At 58.1% G+C, this 20,299-nt stretch carries 18 protein-coding genes; 7 read left to right on the top strand and 11 right to left on the bottom strand.

Annotated features, from left to right (window positions below):
• Positions 1 to 63: 63 nt before the first annotated feature.
• Positions 64 to 792: a hypothetical protein gene (locus tag NKJ23_RS13740; RefSeq protein ID WP_352680642.1), complete on the top strand. Its 729-nt coding sequence runs from the start codon at positions 64 to 66 to the stop codon at positions 790 to 792.
• Positions 793 to 855: 63 nt separating this feature from the next.
• Entirely contained in the window at positions 856 to 1,419 is a 564-nt protein-coding gene (locus NKJ23_RS13745) for a hypothetical protein (protein WP_352680643.1), read from the top strand.
• A gap of 202 nt (positions 1,420 to 1,621) precedes the next feature.
• On the opposite strand, the gene NKJ23_RS13750 is transcribed toward NKJ23_RS13745, so the two are convergent.
• The 7 genes from NKJ23_RS13750 to NKJ23_RS13780 all read right to left on the bottom strand — a co-directional run bounded on the left by NKJ23_RS13750 (position 1,622) and on the right by NKJ23_RS13780 (position 9,175).
• On the bottom strand, positions 1,622 to 1,783 hold the full coding sequence (locus NKJ23_RS13750; RefSeq protein WP_167364952.1) for a hypothetical protein: 162 nt from the start codon (positions 1,781 to 1,783) through the stop codon (positions 1,622 to 1,624).
• A gap of 214 nt (positions 1,784 to 1,997) precedes the next feature.
• Complete coding sequence (locus tag NKJ23_RS13755; RefSeq protein WP_352680644.1) at positions 1,998 to 3,278, bottom strand: site-specific integrase; 1,281 nt, start codon at positions 3,276 to 3,278, stop codon at positions 1,998 to 2,000.
• Positions 3,279 to 3,590: 312 nt separating this feature from the next.
• Positions 3,591 to 5,807 (bottom strand): bifunctional DNA primase/polymerase, encoded by a 2,217-nt coding sequence (locus NKJ23_RS13760; RefSeq protein WP_352680645.1) that lies wholly within the window; start codon positions 5,805 to 5,807, stop codon positions 3,591 to 3,593.
• A complete protein-coding gene (locus NKJ23_RS13765) occupies positions 5,800 to 6,012 on the bottom strand; it encodes a helix-turn-helix domain-containing protein (protein WP_352680646.1) in 213 nt (70 codons plus the stop codon). The genes NKJ23_RS13760 and NKJ23_RS13765 overlap by 8 nt, the downstream gene beginning before the upstream one ends.
• Positions 6,013 to 6,089: 77 nt before the next feature.
• The gene (locus NKJ23_RS13770) at positions 6,090 to 6,608 is read right to left on the bottom strand and encodes a hypothetical protein (protein WP_352680647.1); all 519 of its coding nucleotides are present in this window, start codon (positions 6,606 to 6,608) and stop codon (positions 6,090 to 6,092) included.
• 367 nt (positions 6,609 to 6,975) lie between these two features.
• A complete protein-coding gene (locus NKJ23_RS13775) occupies positions 6,976 to 7,776 on the bottom strand; it encodes a GIY-YIG nuclease family protein (protein WP_352680648.1) in 801 nt (266 codons plus the stop codon).
• Positions 7,777 to 7,930: 154 nt separating this feature from the next.
• Entirely contained in the window at positions 7,931 to 9,175 is a 1,245-nt protein-coding gene (locus NKJ23_RS13780; protein ID WP_352680649.1) for a DNA cytosine methyltransferase, read from the bottom strand.
• 178 nt (positions 9,176 to 9,353) lie between these two features.
• Between NKJ23_RS13780 and NKJ23_RS13785 the strand changes: the two genes are divergently transcribed.
• From NKJ23_RS13785 to NKJ23_RS13795, 3 genes are read left to right on the top strand one after another with little or no spacing between them, the layout of a single operon-like run.
• On the top strand, positions 9,354 to 10,598 hold the full coding sequence (locus tag NKJ23_RS13785; RefSeq protein WP_352680650.1) for a ParB/RepB/Spo0J family partition protein: 1,245 nt from the start codon (positions 9,354 to 9,356) through the stop codon (positions 10,596 to 10,598).
• A gap of 1 nt (position 10,599) precedes the next feature.
• Positions 10,600 to 12,000 carry a DEAD/DEAH box helicase gene (locus tag NKJ23_RS13790; RefSeq protein WP_352680651.1) on the top strand — a complete coding sequence of 467 codons (1,401 nt, stop codon included), beginning with the start codon at positions 10,600 to 10,602 and terminating at the stop codon, positions 11,998 to 12,000.
• 15 nt (positions 12,001 to 12,015) lie between these two features.
• Positions 12,016 to 12,441, top strand: coding sequence for a very short patch repair endonuclease (locus tag NKJ23_RS13795; protein ID WP_352680652.1), 426 nt, complete (start codon positions 12,016 to 12,018; stop codon positions 12,439 to 12,441).
• Between the two features lie 64 nt (positions 12,442 to 12,505).
• Here NKJ23_RS13795 and NKJ23_RS13800 read toward each other — a convergent pair whose 3' ends face one another.
• Together NKJ23_RS13800 and NKJ23_RS13805 are read right to left on the bottom strand one after the other, a co-directional pair.
• Positions 12,506 to 13,543: a dCTP deaminase/dUTPase family protein gene (locus NKJ23_RS13800; protein ID WP_352680653.1), complete on the bottom strand. Its 1,038-nt coding sequence runs from the start codon at positions 13,541 to 13,543 to the stop codon at positions 12,506 to 12,508.
• Entirely contained in the window at positions 13,540 to 14,580 is a 1,041-nt protein-coding gene (locus tag NKJ23_RS13805; RefSeq protein WP_352680654.1) for an adenylosuccinate synthetase, read from the bottom strand. Before NKJ23_RS13805 ends, NKJ23_RS13800 begins: the two co-directional genes overlap by 4 nt.
• A 128-nt stretch (positions 14,581 to 14,708) precedes the next feature.
• Here NKJ23_RS13805 and NKJ23_RS13810 point away from each other — a divergent pair, with 128 nt between their 5' ends.
• Complete coding sequence (locus NKJ23_RS13810; RefSeq protein ID WP_352680655.1) at positions 14,709 to 15,323, top strand: hypothetical protein; 615 nt, start codon at positions 14,709 to 14,711, stop codon at positions 15,321 to 15,323.
• 227 nt (positions 15,324 to 15,550) lie between these two features.
• Here the strand turns inward: NKJ23_RS13810 and NKJ23_RS13815 are convergent, their stop codons facing one another.
• Positions 15,551 to 16,255, bottom strand: coding sequence for a hypothetical protein (locus NKJ23_RS13815; RefSeq protein WP_352680656.1), 705 nt, complete (start codon positions 16,253 to 16,255; stop codon positions 15,551 to 15,553).
• Positions 16,256 to 16,771: 516 nt separating this feature from the next.
• On the opposite strand from NKJ23_RS13815, the gene NKJ23_RS13820 reads away from it, so the two are divergent.
• Positions 16,772 to 17,887 (top strand): DUF4268 domain-containing protein, encoded by a 1,116-nt coding sequence (locus NKJ23_RS13820; protein WP_352680657.1) that lies wholly within the window; start codon positions 16,772 to 16,774, stop codon positions 17,885 to 17,887.
• Between the two features lie 233 nt (positions 17,888 to 18,120).
• Here the strand turns inward: NKJ23_RS13820 and NKJ23_RS13825 are convergent, their stop codons facing one another.
• Positions 18,121 to 20,298 (bottom strand): hypothetical protein, encoded by a 2,178-nt coding sequence (locus NKJ23_RS13825; RefSeq protein WP_352680658.1) that lies wholly within the window; start codon positions 20,296 to 20,298, stop codon positions 18,121 to 18,123.
• Position 20,299: the final 1 nt, after the last annotated feature.

Consider the following 20,299-nt stretch of genomic DNA (forward strand, 5'->3'; position numbering starts at 1 on the left):
GACATACCCCACGGGTCTATGTACGTTATGGCGTGATCGTTCACGCCATTTCGTGGGAACATAGTGAAGCATCAATACGTCGGGGACATCAGCGACTATCGGAAGTATGCGCTCCTGCGGGCTCTGTCTTGGGGCGGCACCAATTGCATCGGCGTGTGTTGGATGCTGACGCCTTCGGATGGTAGTTCGGACGGCAAAAAGCTCACCTACCTTAACAAGCCCGAACAGCACCGCGACCATGACCCAGTGGTATTTGATGTTCTCGCCCATACTGCAGCGGAGCCAGACCGCCGCCGCCTGCAGGCCATTGAGGATAGCAGTGCTGTCGCGAGTGCCAGATATTTCAACGAGCAACTGCCCGACAACGCCGGTGGCCGCCGGGCATTCATGGACAGGTGCGCGTCTGAATTTCACGACGCTGACGTGGTGTTTTTCGATCCAGACAATGGGTTGGAAACAACGCTCGTTAGGGGGCGGAAGAATTCAAACAAGTACGTCTACCTGGACGAACTGGCCGCATTCTACGCTTCCGACAAGTCGCTGCTAATCTACCAACATTTTCCCAGGATCGAGCGGCGCGCTTTCATCGCGTCATGCGCCGACCGCCTCCGGTCCGTAGCTTCGGGCGCCGCGATCTGGACGTTCACCACGGGGCATGTGGTGTTCTTCCTGCTTGTGCACCCAGACAGCCGAGCACGGTTGGCCATCGCGGCGATTGAGGCCTGTGGCCGGTGGGACGCGAGCTTCATCAAAGGCGAGTATCTCGGATGGAGCCGCATAGCTGTCGGATAATTGACAGCAGATTTCCCGCGTGATTTTTCGAATAACATTGTAATTTCAAACGGATAGATAGCTATGAACGCAATGAACAAAAGTCTCGCGTCCAGTGCATTGTTCCTGTCTGCGCTGGCCCTCGCCGCCTGTACGCCAGTCGAGACGAAAACCTCGTTGCTTACCCCCGCTAACCAAGTACGGTCTGCCGGTCCTGGCGACATCGTGATGAACTTCCAGTCGAGACGCTCGCTGCCGAACATCGTCGGCAAGGCCGACCTGTTTGGTCGCACGACCGATGCCGGGCAAATGACGGTCAGATATCTTGGGACGCGTGGTACACAGGCTGTGTTCGAACGGTCCGACGTAACAGTCGAGAGTAACGCAACGACGATGAGCGAAACGCCGCTCATTTTCCCCAACACCACCAACACTAATGTGAACGGCTCAATCGGTGGAACTCCGGTTTCAGCCACAGCAACGTCGACCTCGTTCCAATACATTCCGCCTCGCGGCTCATCGCAATACGCAACGGCGGCGCGGCCAATTCAGATCGCGCTTAGCGAAGGTCAGAGTGTCAAGGTCGAGGGCAGAACGCTGCGAGTTATCCGCGTGTCGCCGACCTCTGTCGATTATCGGATCGAATGACAGGCCGCGTGATGGGGTACCGCGTATCCGCTCGATGTCGTTTCCAGGGCCAAACGGGTCCCTCTTGGCATACCCCTACCTCTGTCTTGAAGGGGGGAGGGTCGAGGCGCGCGCCTGGAGATGATGTGCATATACGAAAACGCGGCGATCGAGAGACGACCGCCGCATCGGGGAGGCGCAGCTGTGCAGTGATGGCGGAGGCTTATTCCGGCTCGATGGCGATGTGATCGACCGACTCACACTCCCCAAACTCTTCCAGCGCCCATTCGATCTCTGTCGCGTCCAGTTCCATGACTTCCGCAGCGGCTTCGAGCGGCATCCATTCCTCATTACCGGTCCGCTTGTCTCTGATCAGGATGTGCATCGAACTCTCCTACTGTCCAACAGGACAGTAAAACACGATGGGAGCTTAGGCACAATTATATGAGCAATATCAACATCTTAGCGCAAGTCGCCATGTTGCAAGCCTGCACCGCCACCGTGCGCCGCCACTGCCGGTGTGGGCCGGCCGGCCGGCGCTGCCCGCCACAGCAGCAGGCGTATAGCCGGCGACGCCGGGCGTAGCCATGCGTACGGGCTCACCCGCTGTAGGCGCGGTCCAGCGCGGCTATTGCTGCGCTGCCGTCGCGAACAGCCTGGGTATAGTGGCCCAGCGTCACAGTCGGATTGGCGTGACCAGCGATCTGCGCCACAAGGCCGATCTCGATACCTTGAGCCTGAAGCATCGAAATAAACGAATGGCGGGCAGAGTGCGGCGTCACATAGGGCAAGCCGAGCGCCTCGAAGACTGGCGCCCAGTAGCGCTTCCGAAAATTCTGGTAGAGCAGCGGACCACCGCCACCAATGCGTGGCTTCGGCCATTCCTGTAGCCGGCCGGGGCCGGGGAACACGCGGTGCAGCTCCTTGCCCAACCGTGGGCAACGAACCCGCCACGCCAGCAGCATCTCGCGAAGTACGGCGCTCATCGGGATCTCGCGGGTGCCAGCCTCTGTCTTGGTCATCTCGGTAAGCGAGCCGTCGCGCTCCTGGATGCGCCGGATGCGGATGACGTTGCGGTCGAAGTCCACCTCGCTCCACAGTAGGCCCAGCTGCTCGGAGGGCCTGGTGCCGGCGAGGAAGGCGAATGCATAGTAGATGCCTTGCTCTAGATCGTTCTTGGCCGCCGCGACCAGCTTGGCAATATGCTCGGTCGCCAGGATCGTCTTTTTGATTTTGTGCCGCGCCCGCCCCAGCCCGGTCGGCATCGAGGGCGCGCGGATGGAAAAGTCTTCCTCCGCCAGTGCCACGATCGATTTGAGGTGCGATTTGGCCCGATTTGCGGTGTAGCTGCCGCACTGCTCCGTGACAGTCTTGTGCCAGACCCGGATCACAGCAGTTGTCAGGTCCGATAGCTTGATATGCCCGAGTAATTTGATGAAGCGGGCGTTCTTGGGTGGAGTGCCGGTCTGGGTGAAGTCGGCACGCTCCTGCCTGGTGCCGATCAGCAACGGCCCCCGGATTGCACCATACACCACCACCTTGTAGCCCATCAGCGTCGATGACTTGACGTTGCCCTGCTTGGTCTGGAGCCAATGCTCGATGGCCTGCGAAACGGTCGGAGCCTTGCGCTCATCCATGTAGCTGCCTTCGGCGACTTTCAGCAGCAGCGAGTTCCGGAACGCCTCGGCGTCCTTCTTGCGGTTGAAGGCGCGGCGGCGACGCTTTTGCGTCAGGGGCTCGCGGTATTCACAATAGTACTGATCGTAATGAGCGATCTTTCCGTCGCGCAGCTTGCGGCGACGCGTTGCGGTGGTAATGGAAACGTTGAAGTCTGTCATGGCGGTACTCGTCCAAAAGGAAAAAAGCGGGAACGAAAACACGCGTCGGTAACCGGCACAAGTAATCGCCGGAGCGGCCAGCGAGCCCGTGAAACGGCCCAAGCTGTAACCAGCCGCGTAACCTCGGCATGTTGGGAAAGGTTGGAGCCGCGAGACGACGCGGCTCCGGATATTTCGGATTCCTCGGCCACCGAGGTTGAAATCGCAGGCGAGAAACCGTTGGGCAAAGTGACGGTGTGGCGGCGGTGACGGCAGCCAGCAGCGGCCCAGCCGGGGCAGGCAGTGGGGAAGTACCCTCCCCCTGCGTGTGCGGGCAGCGAGCCACCCCGAAGCGCCGTCACGGACGTCACACCGTCACCAGAACTTCGGCAGACTCATATTGTCCGACGAGATCTTGATGCGCCGGCCACGTCTATCCTTGCCCAAGAATTCGACCATGACCCCGGCTTTGGCCATCGCCGGTCGCATGCGGTCCAATTGGTTGGATAGTCGGGAAGGCGACTGCGGCAAACCCCTGTCCGGTGAACGCTCCTGGATCTCAGCAATCCTCACGAACAGGTCACCGACGTAGCCTTCAAACGGCCCGCGTGCCGTTATTGTCCGCAGCGCCATGACCAGCGGATCGTCATTGACGCGATCGATGATGAATTCGTTCTGAGCCAGGGCTATTGCATCGATGATTGCACCCGATTGTTCGCCAAGACCTTCCTCGGCCGCCCTGATCCACCTCGCCGCGTCCGCCATGCGGAGGTGGCGAGGGGGTTCAACTTCATCGGAGGTCAGTAAGGCATAGGCGACGCCGTCATAAAGCTCCGCGAGGATCAACGGCAACATGGCCTGAAACTCTTTCATGAGCTCGGCTTCCGTCTTCCTTTCCCCTTCGCCTATCGGCGGCAGTTTGATGGGAATTGCCCGCTCCATGAGATCCGGCCGCGTCGCGTAGCCTGAGATGCCGTTAATCATGAATGGCCGCATGTAGGTCAGCACATGCAGCTCGTCGTCTGTGTAGAGTCGGCGCACGGCGATGCCGCCGCCGGTGGCGAGGGAACATAGGATGTCGGACATCTCGGCCTTCATGCCCGACGCATTGTCGAAGCTGAGTAGCCAATATTCTTTTGCTTGGATCATTAGGTCTTGCGGCTTGTCCGGAAGGCGCAGCCTGAGAGCCTGATTTGGATCGATAATCCGCTTGATGATCTCGCAGAAGAAACTCTTGCCGGAACCCTGCTCCCCCTCCACTAACAGGATGAAATACGGCCCCTGGGGTTTAAGCGCATTGATGAGGAAGGCGAGGAGGAGACGATAATTCTGATCGTCCAAACCAAGGAAGGACTGCAGGCGGCGCAGACCACCTCCACTGGCTTCCGGCAATGGCAAGCTTTCAAAGCCGGCGCCCCGCACAAACTTGTGCGCAATATTGCTTTCGATTGTTTGCCCGTCCGGGCTAATTTTGATCATCCGGCCGTCCTGTCGGCCTAAGTCGATGGATATCGACTTGGTATCTCCTGCGACGCGGGCGTAGACGGGGAACGATGGGCCATCGAATAGTCCTATCGCTTCCAACGTCGCTATAGCTTCGGACAGCGGATTCGCCCCCATGGGTTTCCCCCAAGCCTTGTGAGCCAAATGCCGAAGCCACAATTTAACGGCGGACGAGTTTACCCGGTACGCAATTGCAGGGCCGGTATGGGGTAACGTCGTCAAGGCTATGTCTTTGTGTGCTTCGTCCCTGAAAGGGGCCATGCCTTCGCTAAGCGCCAAAGCCACGAGTTTGGCAGACAGCGTCCCGCCGTCATCCTTGGTTTCGTCGAAGCCTTTTTCGCGGGCCGATTTGATCCATCCGGACAGTTCCTTCAGGGAATCGCCGTCGTAATTATTAGGCAGAAGTCCGATGAAGATATCGGCGATTTCCTCGTCGGTCGCCCCGGAGTGAACCAAGACGCCGGTTAGTGCCACGCCGGCATCGTGCGTCGCGTTTCCCTCAATGAGAACGATGGCGTATTCCGAGCCGATAGTTGCCTTCAGCAGCTTGATGTGGTGTTCGGTGATTTCCGGGAGATCAGCGAAATCGACGTCCAGAAGGGATTTCCCAGAGACCTCATAAGGCTTGCCCGTTTCCGGGTGAACTGATGGCGGCATGACCGTCATCTTGCCGGCGGCGAGAAAGTCGATGTTGCCGAGACCGGCAGTACCTTTGATAACCGTGGACTTCAGAGATTTCGGGGCACGCACAAAAATGGTCGCGCCCTTTTTGCCCTTTTTACCGGCAAGGACTGTACGGCGCTCGGCGCGGTTCAGGCCGAGAAGCTGAAGAGACACGGCCAGTAACCGGTCATCATCAACGTCCAGTGCGACGAGAGTTTTGTCACCGTCAACCGGTAAGCCAAGAAGTGCGCCGATATTGTTGCCAGGGTGCGTGGCAATCAATTCACGTTGTCTTTCCTCATTGGGAATGCTGCCCAGATTTCCCTGCCAACCTTGGTGAATGGGAATTTTGCCATTGACTGGAATGACGGGCAGGTTCCGCTCCCAATATTTAGGCGCTTCGCTTCCAAAGATAGTTTCAGACATTTTCGCCTCCGATTCTTGAGGCGTTGATTGCTGCAATCACCTCAGAGAGGCGGACAAGTTTCCGACTATTGAGAAGCGTGTAAGCCGGGATCGTGCCCGCCTTCGCCGCGCGACGCAGGGCCCATGGATGAACGCCAAGGGTCTTCGCTGCCTGCAGGATGGTAAGATACGGCTCGACAGAGATAGGGATAGTTGATTCAGGCATAGGTGCCTCCTCGCTGGTAAGAAGGCTGCCTAATATTCATACCGGCGCGGCCTGCGCACCGGAGAAAAATCCAGGATTTATCTCCTTCGCCGGGCTCCCATGGGGATCACATGATTATCAATGGCAATCCCCGCTCGTCGAAGGCCGTCAAAGACATCGGCTATCGGGTTGTAAAATTCGCCGAAATCTTCGCGGCCATCGAACGAGTGAGCAGCGAGCAACTGATCGCGGTGGGCATTGAACTTGCGCACCAAGTCTTTGGCAACAGCACCTTCAGGATCTTTTCCAGCCCCGCCCGGCATATCGATAACCGTATTGGCCAGCTTCTCTACCGCGACCGGGCGTTTCGAGTAGGCGGCCACAGAATACATGAAGGCCATCATTTCCAGCATGTCGTCGCGCCATAGCCCCGGCGCACCGCGTCGTGACTTCCGGCCGAGCAGGATAGCTACAGCTTGAGCGACACGCGCCTCGTCCGTGCGGTGCTGTTCATCGGGGTGACCCCGAACTATCGCACGTAAGATGATGCGAAGCGTCCGTTCGCTGCGTTCCAAAAGGAGTTCGGGCTTAGGCTCTTCCAAATTGTCCTTGACCACGCTTTGTCGCCCACTCCTCCCCCTCCCTGTGGAGGGCCTGCACCAGCAGCCTAGCCGCCGTCATGCACGTCACCGTCATCACCAACGTGACGCTGTGGCGGCAGTGACGCTACACTGCTGGCATGGTTGCGGCCATTGTGGGGAGGGGTCGCGCGCCCGTGTAGCTGCGCCGCTGCTGAAAAGCGCGTTATACGCGTAGCGCTGGCACGGCATGGTACTGGGTATGGAACATATGCATCGTCGCCGCGCAGCTTTCGAATATAAAATCACTAGATCGATACCCACTTAGTCGGAGTGAGGCTCGCGACCACCAAATGCCTACCGAGCATCCGCGGGATTGATCGGCCCTGCCATTTCAATAATATGGTCAGCTCAGGAAATCCGGTAGTATTGCTTCCGGCACAACCGCGAACTCTCCACCTCGCCAATAACGGTCTAGTCTCAGGCGCTCCAACCTCTCTCCCTCAAATCGCCAGGCCTGGCTCCCATCCGCAAAGTGGCGAACGGACACTCGGCTCCATTTCACCTTTGAGCCGGGAGGAAACCCAGCATTCAGCTCCGTAAGCCTTCTCTCGGGATTGTTCGACATACCGACCTTAATGAGCACGTGTCCTGCCGGCAAGTCGAACAGGGCATCCACCCTGCCGGTCGCGCGAAAAAGATAGACATCAGTGGGGCCGTCGACTCTTTCGATCCAAACGCCTCCATCTGTCGGTGGCGGCCCTCGGTGCCACTTCGGCTCATTTTGCAGTTCGATGTCGACTCGCGAACCAGACGTGAAGCCGTCAAAGGACCAGACGATCTGGATCGGCGTTTCGCTGTTTGCTTCAACGGCTGTTGCGTCGCCAGCATACGTGAAAGGCGAACGATCCTGCGCTCGCCAGAAAAGATGGACAGGTCTCGTGTTGGATATCATCCGGTCAATTTGAGGCTGGCCGCGATGTGAATTTGTCTTGCCGTACCAGATTAGGTTCTTGCCGACCCATCGGTTGGCGTAATCATGCCCAGTCCGGCCAGGCACTCCAACGTTTGTGAAGACGTAGGTCGCTCCGTTCCAATCGGTGTAGCCGGTCATCCAGGAACCGCCGGAACGATCGCGCTCCGACAGCCCCGCAATCTGACCGACTTGCTCTCGTGTATAGTGCTCACCAACGATGAAATCCGGCACATTCAATCCCTAATGGCTGCGCCACATCCGATAACATCGCCCTTGCTGACCATAGGAGATGGCTGTGTCTAAAGCAGATGACGTAGAGACTACAGTTACCACTGGCGCCCCGGTGCTGTTGCCCTCTTCCAGCGGTGACAGGCCATCGTGTACTTCATGCGGCTTGTTTCAGTCTTGGTTTCCGGTAGCCTTTGGTCGTCCAGTGTCGGACATGCGCCAGCACAGCTGTGGCGATCGCTTGGGCTACCGGTGGAGGGACAGCATTCCCGACTTGGCTATATTGCTTGCTCAGATGCTCTCCCGCGAACCTAAACGAATCAGGGAATCCTTGGAGCCTGGCGGCCTCCCTCACAGAAATGGTTCGATCTTGCGCCGGATGAACGTAGGCGCCCCAATGAGGGTCACATTTCGTAAGGATGGTGGAGGCAAATCCGCCCCACGCCAGCCGCCCGTAGCGCTTAGTATGGTCTTGAAGTCTGGCCCTTTGCATGCCCGCAGGCAGAAGCGCCCGAGGCACGTCGCGCCAATTGCCGCCCTCCGGCACGTGAGCAATCCGGCTTAGATTCACCTCGGTGAGCTTGTGGCAGATGTGATTATAGAGCTCGGGCGAGCATCGACGCGCTTCGCGCTGAAACTTCGTTTTCGCTTGGGCGGTGCTGGATCGACGCGCGACGTGACTGCCGCCGCCATTCTTAATTTCCGGGAGGTCGCTGATCGCCTGCCAGACTGTAATCGGCGCCTTTGTGGCACCAACCGGTCTTGTTTTCGGTCCACCCCACTGCACCAATATTGGCGACCAATGAGTGGGATTGGGAATCAGCTCGGACGCAGGTCCTAGGCGGCTAGCGACTATAAACACCCTTCTGCGGAGCTGCGGTGTCCCAAATTCTTCGGCCGAAAGACGTGCCACCACAGCATCATATCCCAAACTGCCGAGCCGTCCGAGTATCTCCTCGACTACCCTCCCGTTGTCGATGGAGAGTATCCCGGGCACATTCTCCATCACGAGCGTTCTGGGATTCAAACGTCCCACCAGCTGCAAGTAATATTCGAACAAACGAGCCCGTTCGTCGGCCGCGGACCGGTGGTGATTGTTGTGGCTGAACGACTGGCAGGGCGGCCCTCCCACTAGACAATCCAGTTGGCCCGGGATCAGCCCACCATCGTCGAGAAGATTGCTCGCAGACAGATTTGATACAGGTCCCTCGAAAAACGAGGCCTCAGGAAAATTGAGCCGGAAGGTTTGGGCGGCGGCTGGGTCGATGTCATTACCGGCTAACACGCCCCAACCAGCCGACCTAAAACCTACCGCCAGGCCGCCGGCTCCCGCGAACAGGTCAATGCAATAGGCCTCTGATTCGGCTCGCTGCTGCTGCCGCGTGTATTTGATTTCATTCAAGCTTCTTGCTTTCCAATAGGGGCAACCGCCGGAGAATCCTTGCTTTTTCATCATACACCATACGCGACAAACGGTGAACATATGGTTTTCGACGGCCCGTTCGGAATACCACCTTGACATCTTCCCTCTCTTGCCTGATGTTGATTGGACTTGCCTGAGCAAGATAGGAAAGACCGCCATGACTGAGAATGTCGCCAAACTTGAAATCCCGCTGCATCAGGTTGAGCGGGTTCTGTACGAGAAGATCGGGAACACTGAATGGGAGCTGAGGGAGGTCCGGCTGGACGTTCATGAAGACACGGCCCTTTGGGCAGACAACCCGCGACTGCAGACCTCCATGATGGAGGGTTTTTCGTCCGAGGCGGACCTCGAGGAGGCGCTTCGGCTTTCGCCTGGGTACGATGGTCTGCGTCGTTCGATCCAGGAGATCGGCCAGATGCAGTCGATCTATGTTCAACGCACCGCCACAGGAAAGTACCTGGTGCTGGAGGGAGCTACTCGGGTCACCATTCTTCGGGAGTTGGACCGCAAATTCACCACCGGCAAGAACCAGGGGGTTTTCCGCCATGTGCAGGCGAAGGTTCTCCCGCAGAACTTTGGCGAACGTGACGTTGCAATCCTGCTCGCCGGCATTCATGTCCGCGGCTCTGGGGTACGGGATTGGGGTCGCTACATCGAGGCCAAGTTCATCTATGAAACCGTCGTGGGACGCCCAGGACATCCTCCGCTGATGAACCAGGCGGCTCTCGCTGAGAACATGGGCAAATCTGAGTCCTGGGTCGCGCGGCTGAAGAGCGCATACGAATTCGCGCTCAAGTTCGTAGAGCACGTGGACGACGACTCAAATCCGAAGAAGCTCGCCGCGGAGAAGTTCAGCGTACTCGAAGAGATCAGCAAGGCGCGCCTAATCGGCTCGCAGCTCCGGGACTTCGATAACAGGGTGTACGACGAACTCCGCGAGGATGTCTTCGATATGGTCCGGAACGACGTGTTCAAGGAATACCGCGACGCGCGATTCCTGAAGGAGTTTTACGACGACGCAGACGCCTGGGCTCAGCTGAAGTCGGGAGAGAAGCATGTCGCCAATAAGCTTGCCCAGCAAACCCAGGATAAGAGCAGTAGCCCCAAGGCGAAGATCGCCGCTATGCCGCAGCTTGTCCGCCGGGCCATTGACCGGGGCGAAGATGGGTTTGACGATGATGACATCGCAATCCTCCAGCAGACCATCGACGTGATCGAGGACAAGGTCCACGACGGCGTTCACCCCTATCGGCTTGCGCTCAAGAAGGCGACTAGGACGCTCAACAAGGCCAGCCGGGCCGACGTGGTGGACCTCCAGCCGTCCGATATCGCCGAGTTCCGCGACGCCTACCAATACTTCGACGGGCTAATAGGCCAGCACCACCAGACCAGAGGGGAATAGAGTGACGTTCGAACTGCTCCAGCATCAGCACGAAGGCGTCGACTTCCTGATGGGACGAGGCGCCGGACTGCTCGCATTCGAGCAGGGGCTCGGCAAGACCCTTGTCGCGATCGAGTCTTTCCGGCGTCTCCTGGACGGCGGCCGCGCCGACAGGATGCTCGTGATCTGCCCGAACTCGCTCAAGCGGAACTGGGTCGCCGAGTATGAAAAATTTGCGCCGACTGTGTCCGTCGAAGTCGCGGAAGGCACTCCGAAGAAGCGGCGTACCGTATTCCGCGAGTCTCGTGCACGAGTCCTTATTGCCAGCTATGAGACGGCGCGCGCAGAGACGACGGCACTCCTCGCCTTCGCGCAGCGCCAGCGGACCGTGCTGACCTTGGACGAGTCCCATGCTGCCAAGAACTGGCGCTCTCTAACATCAACCGCCGCCAGGACCGTCGCGCCGCACTGCGCGTTCAGATGGCTGCTTTCGGGCACCCCTGTCACGAACACGGCGACCGATCTCTTCACCCAGGTTGAGATTATTGAACCAGGGCGCGGCTCGCTCGGCTCGCTGGAGTCCTTCACGGCACGATTGGAGGAAGACCCCCAGGCCTCCTTCGCCAAGGACGTGATCGACAGGTTGGTCCTGCGCCGCACCAAGGACCAGTGCCTCGATCTTCCGGACAAGTCGTTCGCCGACATCCGCGTCGAGCTGCAGCCGTGGCAAAGACGGCTGTACGATGAGATGCGCGACAAGATGGTCTGCGAAATAGAAGCGATGAGCGGCGATCAATACCGGTCATTTGCTCCGAGTGCGCTTGCGAGACTCACCCGGCTCGTCCAACTGGCCTGTAATCCCACCTTGATCTTCCCTGAGCTGGAACAGGTGCCTGCGAAGTTTGAGGTGCTCGACGGCATCATCAACGACATCCTCTCGGTGCCGGGCAGGAAGGTCATTCTTTGGTCGAACTATGTCCGCTCGATAGAGACACTTCTCCGGCGAATCGAGGGGTCGGTCGCAATCTATGGCGGAACACCTACGTCGGAACGCCAGGGAATCGCCGCGAGCTTCCAGAACGACCCGAACGTACGGGTGCTCATCGCGAATCCGGCAGCGGCAGGTACGGGCTTCACGCTCACCGCTGCGAGCTACACGATCTATGAGTCCCTCTCTTGGCGGTATGACCATTATGCCCAGAGCCAGGACAGGAACCATCGAATCGGACAAACGGAGCCAGTCACTTATGTACGGCTGCTGGCGGTCGATACAATCGAGGAAGCTATCGTCTCGGCACTCGAGAGGAAATCGGCATTAGCACGCAGTCTCCTGGGGGACGAGGGGTCGGGTGACATCGTTTCGCAGCTCAGCAAAGAGGAAATGTGCGAGCTGCTGAAGACAAACCGTCTCCCTCCCGAATAGCGCAGGGGGCGAAATATGGTTGACAGGATCACGACTGAGCAGAGGTCGCGGAACATGTCCCGGATCAAGGGCCGCGACACGCAGCCCGAGGTCCGACTGCGCTCCGCGCTACACCGAGCTGGCCTTCGGTTCCGCGTCTGCCGCACCGACCTGCCCGGGCGTCCGGACGTAGTGTTTGTGCGCCAGAGGCTCGCGGTACAGGTCCGCGGATGCTTCTGGCACCAGCATCGGAGCTGCACGGGAGGGCGGATTCCACGGTCCAATGTGGAATACTGGAAGCCTAAGCTGGCGCGAAACGTAAAGCGTGATGCCGAAAAGGACGCCGCACTGCGCAGTCTCGGCTGGCGTGTGCTGATCGTCTGGGCGTGTGAAATCGATACATCCGCTGGCGTAGCGTGCATCGTCGAAAGGGTGATTAGAGAGTTTAGCGGTGAGCGATGAGAACTTTGTCCAATATGAACCCCACTTCGGTCAGTTCGCGCAACAAGCCTGCGCGAACAAATCACTATTTGTTAGAGGGGGCATTGGCCGCTGATGGACTCGCTTTTGTTGACGCATCCAACTGTCGCTTGATGTCTGCAACTTGATCCTTGAGGTTTTGAACTTCTTGAGCGAGTTGGTAGCGCGAACCTCTCAGTTCTGTCTGTGCATCTGCCGCAAATTGTTGCGCACCAGCAAAAAGTTGCCAACAGGTGATCACGAGTCCCGCCACGCCAATGACGCCGGCGATACTGGCGATATTCAAAAGGTTTCGTGTGCGGTCTGCCTGCGTTTGGATTTCAGCTACGGTGGGCCCGATTGCATGCTGCGGCGGTCCACCTCCTGTGGCCAAAGCCAGGTAGTCATCCAGAGTCTTTCGTTTGTTCTTTGAAGAAGGGAAAGGCGGCTGGTCATCCAACGGAGCTGGGAGCCAGCCAATTTCGGCCGGTGCTTCGGTAGGATTCGTCCAAGTCAGTTTGGTGAACTCGAAATAGACGAGACCCTCGCCGGCCTGGATATCATATGGCTGCGCCGTGAAATTGTGGATTGGAATCGATAGCCTGCCATTGAACCCAGGATCCACGAGAGGACCCGTCCCCACGAGCAGGCCGCGATAGACATCTCGGATCAGCAGATTAAACCTCGCCGCGATATACGACGGCATCCGAAACGTCGGCTCGAGAGTAAGAAAACAAACCGAATTCGGTGCGAGCCGAACAGTATCTCGGACACAAGATTCGGTATCGCGCTTCTTCGGGTCAGCCGACAGATAGAACCGCTCTACATGGCCTTTTTCGTTCCTATATCTGACTTGCCCTTCGGCAGCGACCAAATAGGTGGCGGGCTTCTCCAGGTCCGATGGATGGAAAGGCTCGATCATGCCTGTCACCATCGCATAGGTTGCCAAGTGGCCGGCATTCAGTAGCGCGGGTTCGATTTTCCCAGCATACGGGTCGAACTCGTCGAAGATGGCGTGACGCGCTTCGGCCGACAGTTGTGACGCGTCGACCGCGTGCGCAAGCTTTGCAACTTTCCTCCGAAAGTCTTCCAGGGAAACCTTCATCCCGCGTGCCTGAGATTTGCGGCTGAACGGGGCTCTAAGGACGCTGGCCCGAAACCTAGCAGGTCGATCCGTCGCCCTATCTCCTGCTCGACCTGTGCCAAGAACTTTTGGCTGCGCCAGGTTGGGCCCTCCCTGGCGCCCTTCGGATCAATATAGTCCATGTGATTCATTACCACCCGGTGTGGTCTATTGCTGTTTATCGCTCGCTTCACAATGTCCGGATCAAATCTACCAACCCGACGCACACGATGGGTTGCGGAGGTCAACTCGACGAAGTCTGTCGCCAGCTGAGCCTCCTTCGCCAACTCCGGCCAAGCGATTTCGTTGGGCAACGGGCCTGAATTCCCACCAACACGGATTGGAAACGTTCTAAGCACCAATACGACGTCATCTACGTCATGGGGGGCCAGGCCAGCTTCGGATACAAACCCAGATGCGGTGGTATCGCGGCTAGTCGCATAAGGGAAATCGTGCGAATGCCAGATGCTAAGGCCAAAGCCCTGTGTGCCTTCTATGACAACGCGCGCATTGCGATCTAGCAGGCTCCTCAAATAGGCGGCCGAATCCTCTTCGATGAAGCTCTGCAGTTCTATGACATCTCGTGCCAAGCGATGTTTCGAAGTGCGCGATAAGCGTTCGATCAAAGCTGCGCCGGTGCCCGATGCAGTCGAGCCGATTGACCTCATAAGTGCCAGATCGGCTTCCTTATCAATGTGCTCACGCCCGATGATGGAAGCGTTGCCATCGATTCGCAGTCGGTCTGGACGCACCTTTAGCCTGGCAATTTCGCTTTGCAATATTTGCAGGTCGATCAAACTACCGGCAGGTAGCACCATTAGCGCATCCGAGCTTACTGCGCCCGCAGGCAGCTGGCGCAACGTGATCAGTTCGCCTTGGTCACTAACCGCACTATGGCCGGAGTTTGGGCCACCGACGCGCACCACTGCAGCCGCGCCAGTCGACTTGGCAACGTAAGCAGAAACCTTGCCCTTGCCTTCCGAGCCGTACTGCCCGCCGACCACTACTGTAACTGGCATACGATTCTCCGCTCACTCTCGCCGGGTTCTAACCTAATTGCCCGCCACCGGAAAGGTTGGCCGGATCTTAGGATCTTAGAAGACATAGGAGGTTACTAGCGATCGGCTCTTCGCTATACACTCGCAGCATGGCGATAAAGGGCAACAGCATCCGCACCGCAATCGGACCCACCATCTTGTTGGGTTCAGGCAATTTCTTCGACTATGAGAACCCGGAGAACAGTCGCGTCACCCTCGCCGATTTAGCGTACAGTTTGGCCTTCACCGGAAGATTTTCTGGGCAGTGCGTAAGTCGACGGACGGGCAAGCGTGTCTTTTACTCCGTTGCTCAACACTGCGAGATTATGAGCAGGCTCGTACCAGAACCGCACGCCTATGCCGCGCTTATGCATGAAAGCGGTGAGACCGTTTGCGGCGATTTGAATACTCCGCTCAAGTCCAAGTTGCCTGAATACCGGCATATCGAAAAGCGCTGCTCCAGCGCGATAATGGCAGCATTCGGAGTCGAGAATTTCGACCACGCACTCATCAAGACCTACGACGTGAAATTATGGGCGACCGAGCGCCGCGACCTGATGAATTGGGACGGCATGCGCTGGGCAGACGACGATGATGCCGAACCCTTTGAATTCGAAATAGTCCCGCTGGGCCCATACGAGGCAGCGGAAGCTTTCTTAGCGCGGTTCAATGAGGTCGCTCCCCGAATTATCCGCGAGCGGGAGAGCGCACAGACCGAAGCATAAACGGTGCGTCTGAAGCTAGCTGACCTCACATGGGCGCGTGCTGGCTTAGACCGATTCAAAATCTTGCTTACGCGTCGGCGAGAATCCTCGTTCAATGCGAAGTTTCGCAGGCGATCGAGTGTCTGGTGGCTGCAGATGACCTCTGGCCTGATGGTCTCAAAATCGAGTGTGTGGTTAATCGCAGGCGTTTTGACGTTGATCGACAGGGCTGGTCGACGGAATCAATGCTACCCACGCTTAGTTATCTCAGCTTCTATCACCAGAAAATTCCTACCCGAATATTCACTTTTTTCTACTACCGTCAGAGAGCTGGGAAGCAGCAACTCCCATTCAGCCGAACCTCCAACATGCCCCCATAGAGCCGGAAGACCGAGGCCAACTGTGAGGACATATAAAATCGGATAACCCAGTTGGTTGTCTACGCCGGCTCGCCGAAATGCGCTGTTCCTTGCCACGACTGGATGCAGGGTCGCTGAAATAAAAGAAGGATAGGGGGTCATAGATGTGAGATCGCGACTTGCCTTACCGTGAAATAGGACTTGGCCTGAGGGTATGATGATGCTCGATCCGCAAATTTCCTTTTCAAGGCCTTGGAAAAGAAGCACTTCTTTCGACGCCGGCTGCCCATTTGCAACGCTGCGAGCGGCTTGATGATAGCTCTCGTACTCGTTGGCCCGATACCGCTTAAACTGGGGTAAGGAGGATAACTTCGTGCGCTTTCTTCTCCAAACGGCTACGTCTGTATTGGCGTCCAACTTATCGTCAATAAAGGAATGAAACCGGATGGCGTCGTCATTCGTGTCGTCAGCAAGGAATTTTGCCAGATCGACCGCCTTTGAAAACTTGAATACCTCTGGCTCTCGGTCTCGTCCAAGCGCTATGTCCTGCGGCGAGTCGTGCCGGAATTCAATGTGCCATTGGTCAAGGTCCATTCCTATCATAGACCCAATATAACCCAGGAGAAACGGTGGCGGCTAGATCGGCGTTAAAGTGAATTATTCGAACCGACCACCGGATAGGTAACGTCCGCACGCAGCACGTTGATCCGGTTAAGGGTTCGCTCGGGTCACCGCGCGGTTACGGTTTCTGGCGTGCATGAAACTTCACCGGGGTCCATCGGAGTTATCTCCAGTTGAGAAGGACAACAGGTAGAGGTTGCGTTCCGGAGCACATTCGGACGGTATCCAATCTATTGTTGTGAATTGGAGCGACGGCGTAATTTATGCCTTGCCAAACTGGGGCGACACCGCGATTGCATGTTGAACAGTGTTGAGCTCTACCCCAGCTCGCCCTTGCGACGAAACGACGAAAGGCCCAAATGCTCGAGGAAGCTGTGGCGAAAGTGTCGCCTTTCGTCGGCGGAATGGATTGACGATCAGCTTCTTGTGCCCGACACCCGCTCTTATCATTCCGAATGGTAAGCTCAGTTCAGGCGAGGAACGACCGGCATGTTTCAGATTGACAAAGCCAAGAACGAGATTGTCCCACTGGATGTTCGCACTTTTTCAGAGCTGGGCTTTAGGGAACGCGCAAATCTGCAGGAGTGGATCGCAAAGTACCCCGAAGCGCTTGGCGAAGAACTGCTGATTATCCAAAAGGAGTTTGCTGGTTTTTCTGATACCAATGAAAGGCTCGACCTTCTAGCTCTCGACAAGCAGGGCTCGTTGGTGATCATTGAAAACAAGCTGGACGACGCCGGGCGCGACGTAACGTGGCAGGCGCTGAAATACGCCTCTTACTGCGCAAGCCTGTCGCGCGAGAACATTCGAAGCATTTATCAGGAATACCTGTCGCGGAACTCAAGCGCCGGAACAGCGGAAGATAAGCTTTGCGAGTTTTTTGATGTCGATGAATTTCAGGAACTCAGCCTCAACAAGGGCGTCACGCAGCGGATTATCTTGGTCGCAGCACATTTCAGGAAAGAGGTGACTTCAACTGTCTTGTGGCTGATGAACTTCAACGTACGTTTGCAGTGTTTCAAGACGACGCCCTACGTTCTGAACGATCAAATTTTCCTTGCTATTGAACAGATCATTCCAACTCGAGACGCTGAAGAGTTTATGGTTGGACTTGCAGCTAAGGCGCAGGACGAGGTCGTTGGGGCCGAAGCTCAAATTGCAAGACACACGTTCCGACGCGCATTCTGGGCCCAGTTACTCCCGGAGGTCAATCAGAGAACTGAACTCTTCCGGAACATCACCACATCTCAAACAAATTGGATTTCGGCAGGGAGTGGCATTCGCGGCGTTGGCCTGAATTTCGTGGTAACTGGGGACGCTTGCCGCGCGGAGCTATACATTGATCGCGGCAAAAAGACCGACAATGAAAGGGTGTTTGACCTATTGCTGGAGAAGAAGGAGCAGTTCGAAGCTGACTTCGGCTCGGAATTAGTTTGGGAGCGCCTTGATAATCGTCGCGCGTGCAGAATCAAGGCTGAGATGCCGGGCGACATTTTCGATAAAGCTCGCTGGCCTGCAATGATAGATGCAATGGCCGATGCCATGGTGCGATTGGAATCGGCCTTTCGCAAACAGATAAGTTTGGTGAAGACTGCGCTTGGATAGTTTGCAGGGACTGAGTTGAAGGGTCACCACGCGGTTACCCTTTCTAGCGTGCACGAAATTTCGCCGGAGTCCATCGGGATTGGTCCGAGTTGAAAACGGCAATGACCGGAAATCGCGTTCTGGCGCGCATTGGGAGGGTATAGAGCGTACTACAGTGAACGCCCTGGACGGCACAATTTGTCGCTTGCCAAACTGGGGCGACACCGCGATTGCATGTTGCCTTTGGCTGACCTCTACTCGCCAAGCCAGGCTCGGGATATTGGTTCTGAAACGCCCCTCGCCCGGTCCCGCGCGCCGCGCGGGCGCACAATTGAAACTACTTTCTGGCTGACAAAGGACAGCTCGAGCGCCTCGGTGACGCAAAAGAGCTGGATCGACAGCACGTCATCCGGGAAACCGTCGGGGAGATTAAGCGTGGCGCGATGGGTGCACGTGTCGGCCGGCTCCAGCTCAAAATCCACGCGGCAGTCGCTGCCGCCGACATTGGTGCTTCGCCACGCATTGATTTGGACGGCCAGGCTGAGTCGGATCCTCACACCCCCGCGATTTCGGACACGGATAGCAAGATCTTGACGGTTTCGCCGGAACGTTCCGACCGTGTCAAAGGCGATCTCGATCAGACTGCCGGCCGGCGCGTCCGAGATGATACCGCAACGGTCGCAGATCAGCACATGGCGGGTGGCGAGGCGGGTCAGCGAGTCCTCGTAAAGCCAGGTCGTGACGTGGTTTGAACAATGGGGGCAGTAGCCGTCCCAAGGCGCGCCGGCGCGCACTACACGGGCGAAAAGGTCGCAATATTTCTGGCTAATCCAGAGGCGCTGCTCGGCCAGCGCCTCGAGCAATGCGTCGGCCAAGGCCGTCTGCATCGCCATCATGTGCGAGCGGATCAGGGATGGGAGGTGTAGAACGCGGCTCTGGCCGAGCAGGTTTTCAATCGGCCGCGGGAAGGCGGCGGCTGCGCGCAGCAGCTTGCGGAGCGAATGCGAGGCGACTGTCGTCGGCCCCGTGCTGTCCAGGACGGCGTCGAACAGGCGGCAGCCGTCCAACTGCCGCACCGTCTCGGCGATGACCGACGGATCGGCCTTCGCCGCCTCGACCAGCGCGAATTCGAGACGACCCTCCGGAAGCGGGTCCTCGTCGAACAGGACTAGATCGACCCGCTCGCTGCCGGGGCGCATGCCGATCGCGAAAAGTCGGTCTGCGGCCCTCAACGCATCATCGACGGGCAGCACCGCCAGCGGGCTTTTCGCAGGCCAAACTGGCAGGCTCAGCCTCAAAGCGCGTTGCGCTGGTCCGCAGCGTGCGCGGATGAGCAGGCCTTGGGGTGTTTCGACGATCTCCGGCGGATGACGTTCGGACGGCGGCCCCGGGATCACCGAAATTTCCGGATCTCCGAGGACGAGAAAGGCGGGATCGGCAAGCATTTGGCGATTGCTTCGCGCGTTTACCGCGTCGGCGATCTCGCCGAGCGAATAGCCGGAGCGTGCCATCGCCTCCACCATCACGATCAGACTCTCATTCGCCTGGATATGCTTGTAGGGCGCAAGAATGGACGCCGCCGGCCCGTCGAGCAGGCGGAAGAGCAAGCTGAAATCGCTGGGGGCGAGGCCACCGCTCGGCGTAAAGCCGTCGCAGCTGACCAGGAGCACGATGCGGGCGCCGATGCGGTCGGCCTCGAGCCGGTTGGCGTGCGGGCAATCGATGCCGCAATTGAACCGCGCGTCGGCCTCGCCGTGATCGACCCGGGCGCGGCCACAAAGAACCCCGTCGAGATAGTCGAGGTGGATCTCGTTTCCGTGCGCACCGATTAAGGCATAGCTGGCGACAGGGGCCACGCCATCCGTCACAGTCGGCGCCAAGCGAGCGAGAAGCGATTTAGCGACGAGGTCACAAACCTGGACGATATCGCGGCCGCTGAGGATGCCAAGCTGCCGCGGAGCTTTCGGATTCCGATGAGCCCAGTCGAGCAGCCGCTTCAGGAATGCCTTGGAGAAAAGCTCGGCGCGGCCGCCGAGGATTGCGGACTTGGCACCGGCCAGCTCAATGTCGAAGCCGTCCAGATCGTCGACGAGCTTCACTCGACGGCCTGTCGCGAGCGCATAGAGGACTGCCGGCACGCTCTGCGGGCAGCAGGCCTGGACCAGCAGCAAGCGTCCTGCATCGCAGTCGCCCTGCCGCGCGGCAAGCAGCTGCTCGGCGAGGGCACCGGACTCAGCGCCCGGCGCTTCCAGCGCCGGTCCGGTCTGCACGATCTCCGCGCCCGGGAACAACGCCTCTAGGTGCGCCCGGCTCCGGCCTCCGGCCAGCATCGGCACCGCGCGCGCGTTGCCGCCGACTTGGAGCCAATCGACGGCGTGACGAGTATAGTCGACGAGTCCGTCGCAGGGTTGGACACGCGGCGCGGAGCTCATC

Origin of the sequence: Mesorhizobium sp. M0184, assembly GCF_040322215.1 — a bacterium.
Lineage (GTDB): Bacteria > Pseudomonadota > Alphaproteobacteria > Rhizobiales > Rhizobiaceae > Mesorhizobium.

Excerpts from the sequence above, each read along its gene's own strand:
- NKJ23_RS13745 (WP_352680643.1), top strand. The coding sequence starts at position 856 with ATGAACGCAATGAACAAAAGTCTCGCGTCCAGTGCATTGTTCCTGTCT.
- NKJ23_RS13750 (WP_167364952.1), bottom strand. The coding sequence starts at position 1,783 with ATGCACATCCTGATCAGAGACAAGCGGACCGGTAATGAGGAATGGATG.
- NKJ23_RS13760 (WP_352680645.1), bottom strand. The coding sequence starts at position 5,807 with ATGTCTGAAACTATCTTTGGAAGCGAAGCGCCTAAATATTGGGAGCGG.
- NKJ23_RS13765 (WP_352680646.1), bottom strand. The coding sequence starts at position 6,012 with ATGCCTGAATCAACTATCCCTATCTCTGTCGAGCCGTATCTTACCATC.
- NKJ23_RS13785 (WP_352680650.1), top strand. The coding sequence starts at position 9,354 with ATGACTGAGAATGTCGCCAAACTTGAAATCCCGCTGCATCAGGTTGAG.
- NKJ23_RS13795 (WP_352680652.1), top strand. The coding sequence starts at position 12,016 with ATGGTTGACAGGATCACGACTGAGCAGAGGTCGCGGAACATGTCCCGG.
- NKJ23_RS13800 (WP_352680653.1), bottom strand. The coding sequence starts at position 13,543 with ATGAAGGTTTCCCTGGAAGACTTTCGGAGGAAAGTTGCAAAGCTTGCG.
- NKJ23_RS13805 (WP_352680654.1), bottom strand. The coding sequence starts at position 14,580 with ATGCCAGTTACAGTAGTGGTCGGCGGGCAGTACGGCTCGGAAGGCAAG.
- NKJ23_RS13810 (WP_352680655.1), top strand. The coding sequence starts at position 14,709 with ATGGCGATAAAGGGCAACAGCATCCGCACCGCAATCGGACCCACCATC.
- NKJ23_RS13815 (WP_352680656.1), bottom strand. The coding sequence starts at position 16,255 with ATGGACCTTGACCAATGGCACATTGAATTCCGGCACGACTCGCCGCAG.
- NKJ23_RS13820 (WP_352680657.1), top strand. The coding sequence starts at position 16,772 with ATGTTTCAGATTGACAAAGCCAAGAACGAGATTGTCCCACTGGATGTT.
- NKJ23_RS13825 (WP_352680658.1), bottom strand. The coding sequence starts at position 20,298 with ATGAGCTCCGCGCCGCGTGTCCAACCCTGCGACGGACTCGTCGACTAT.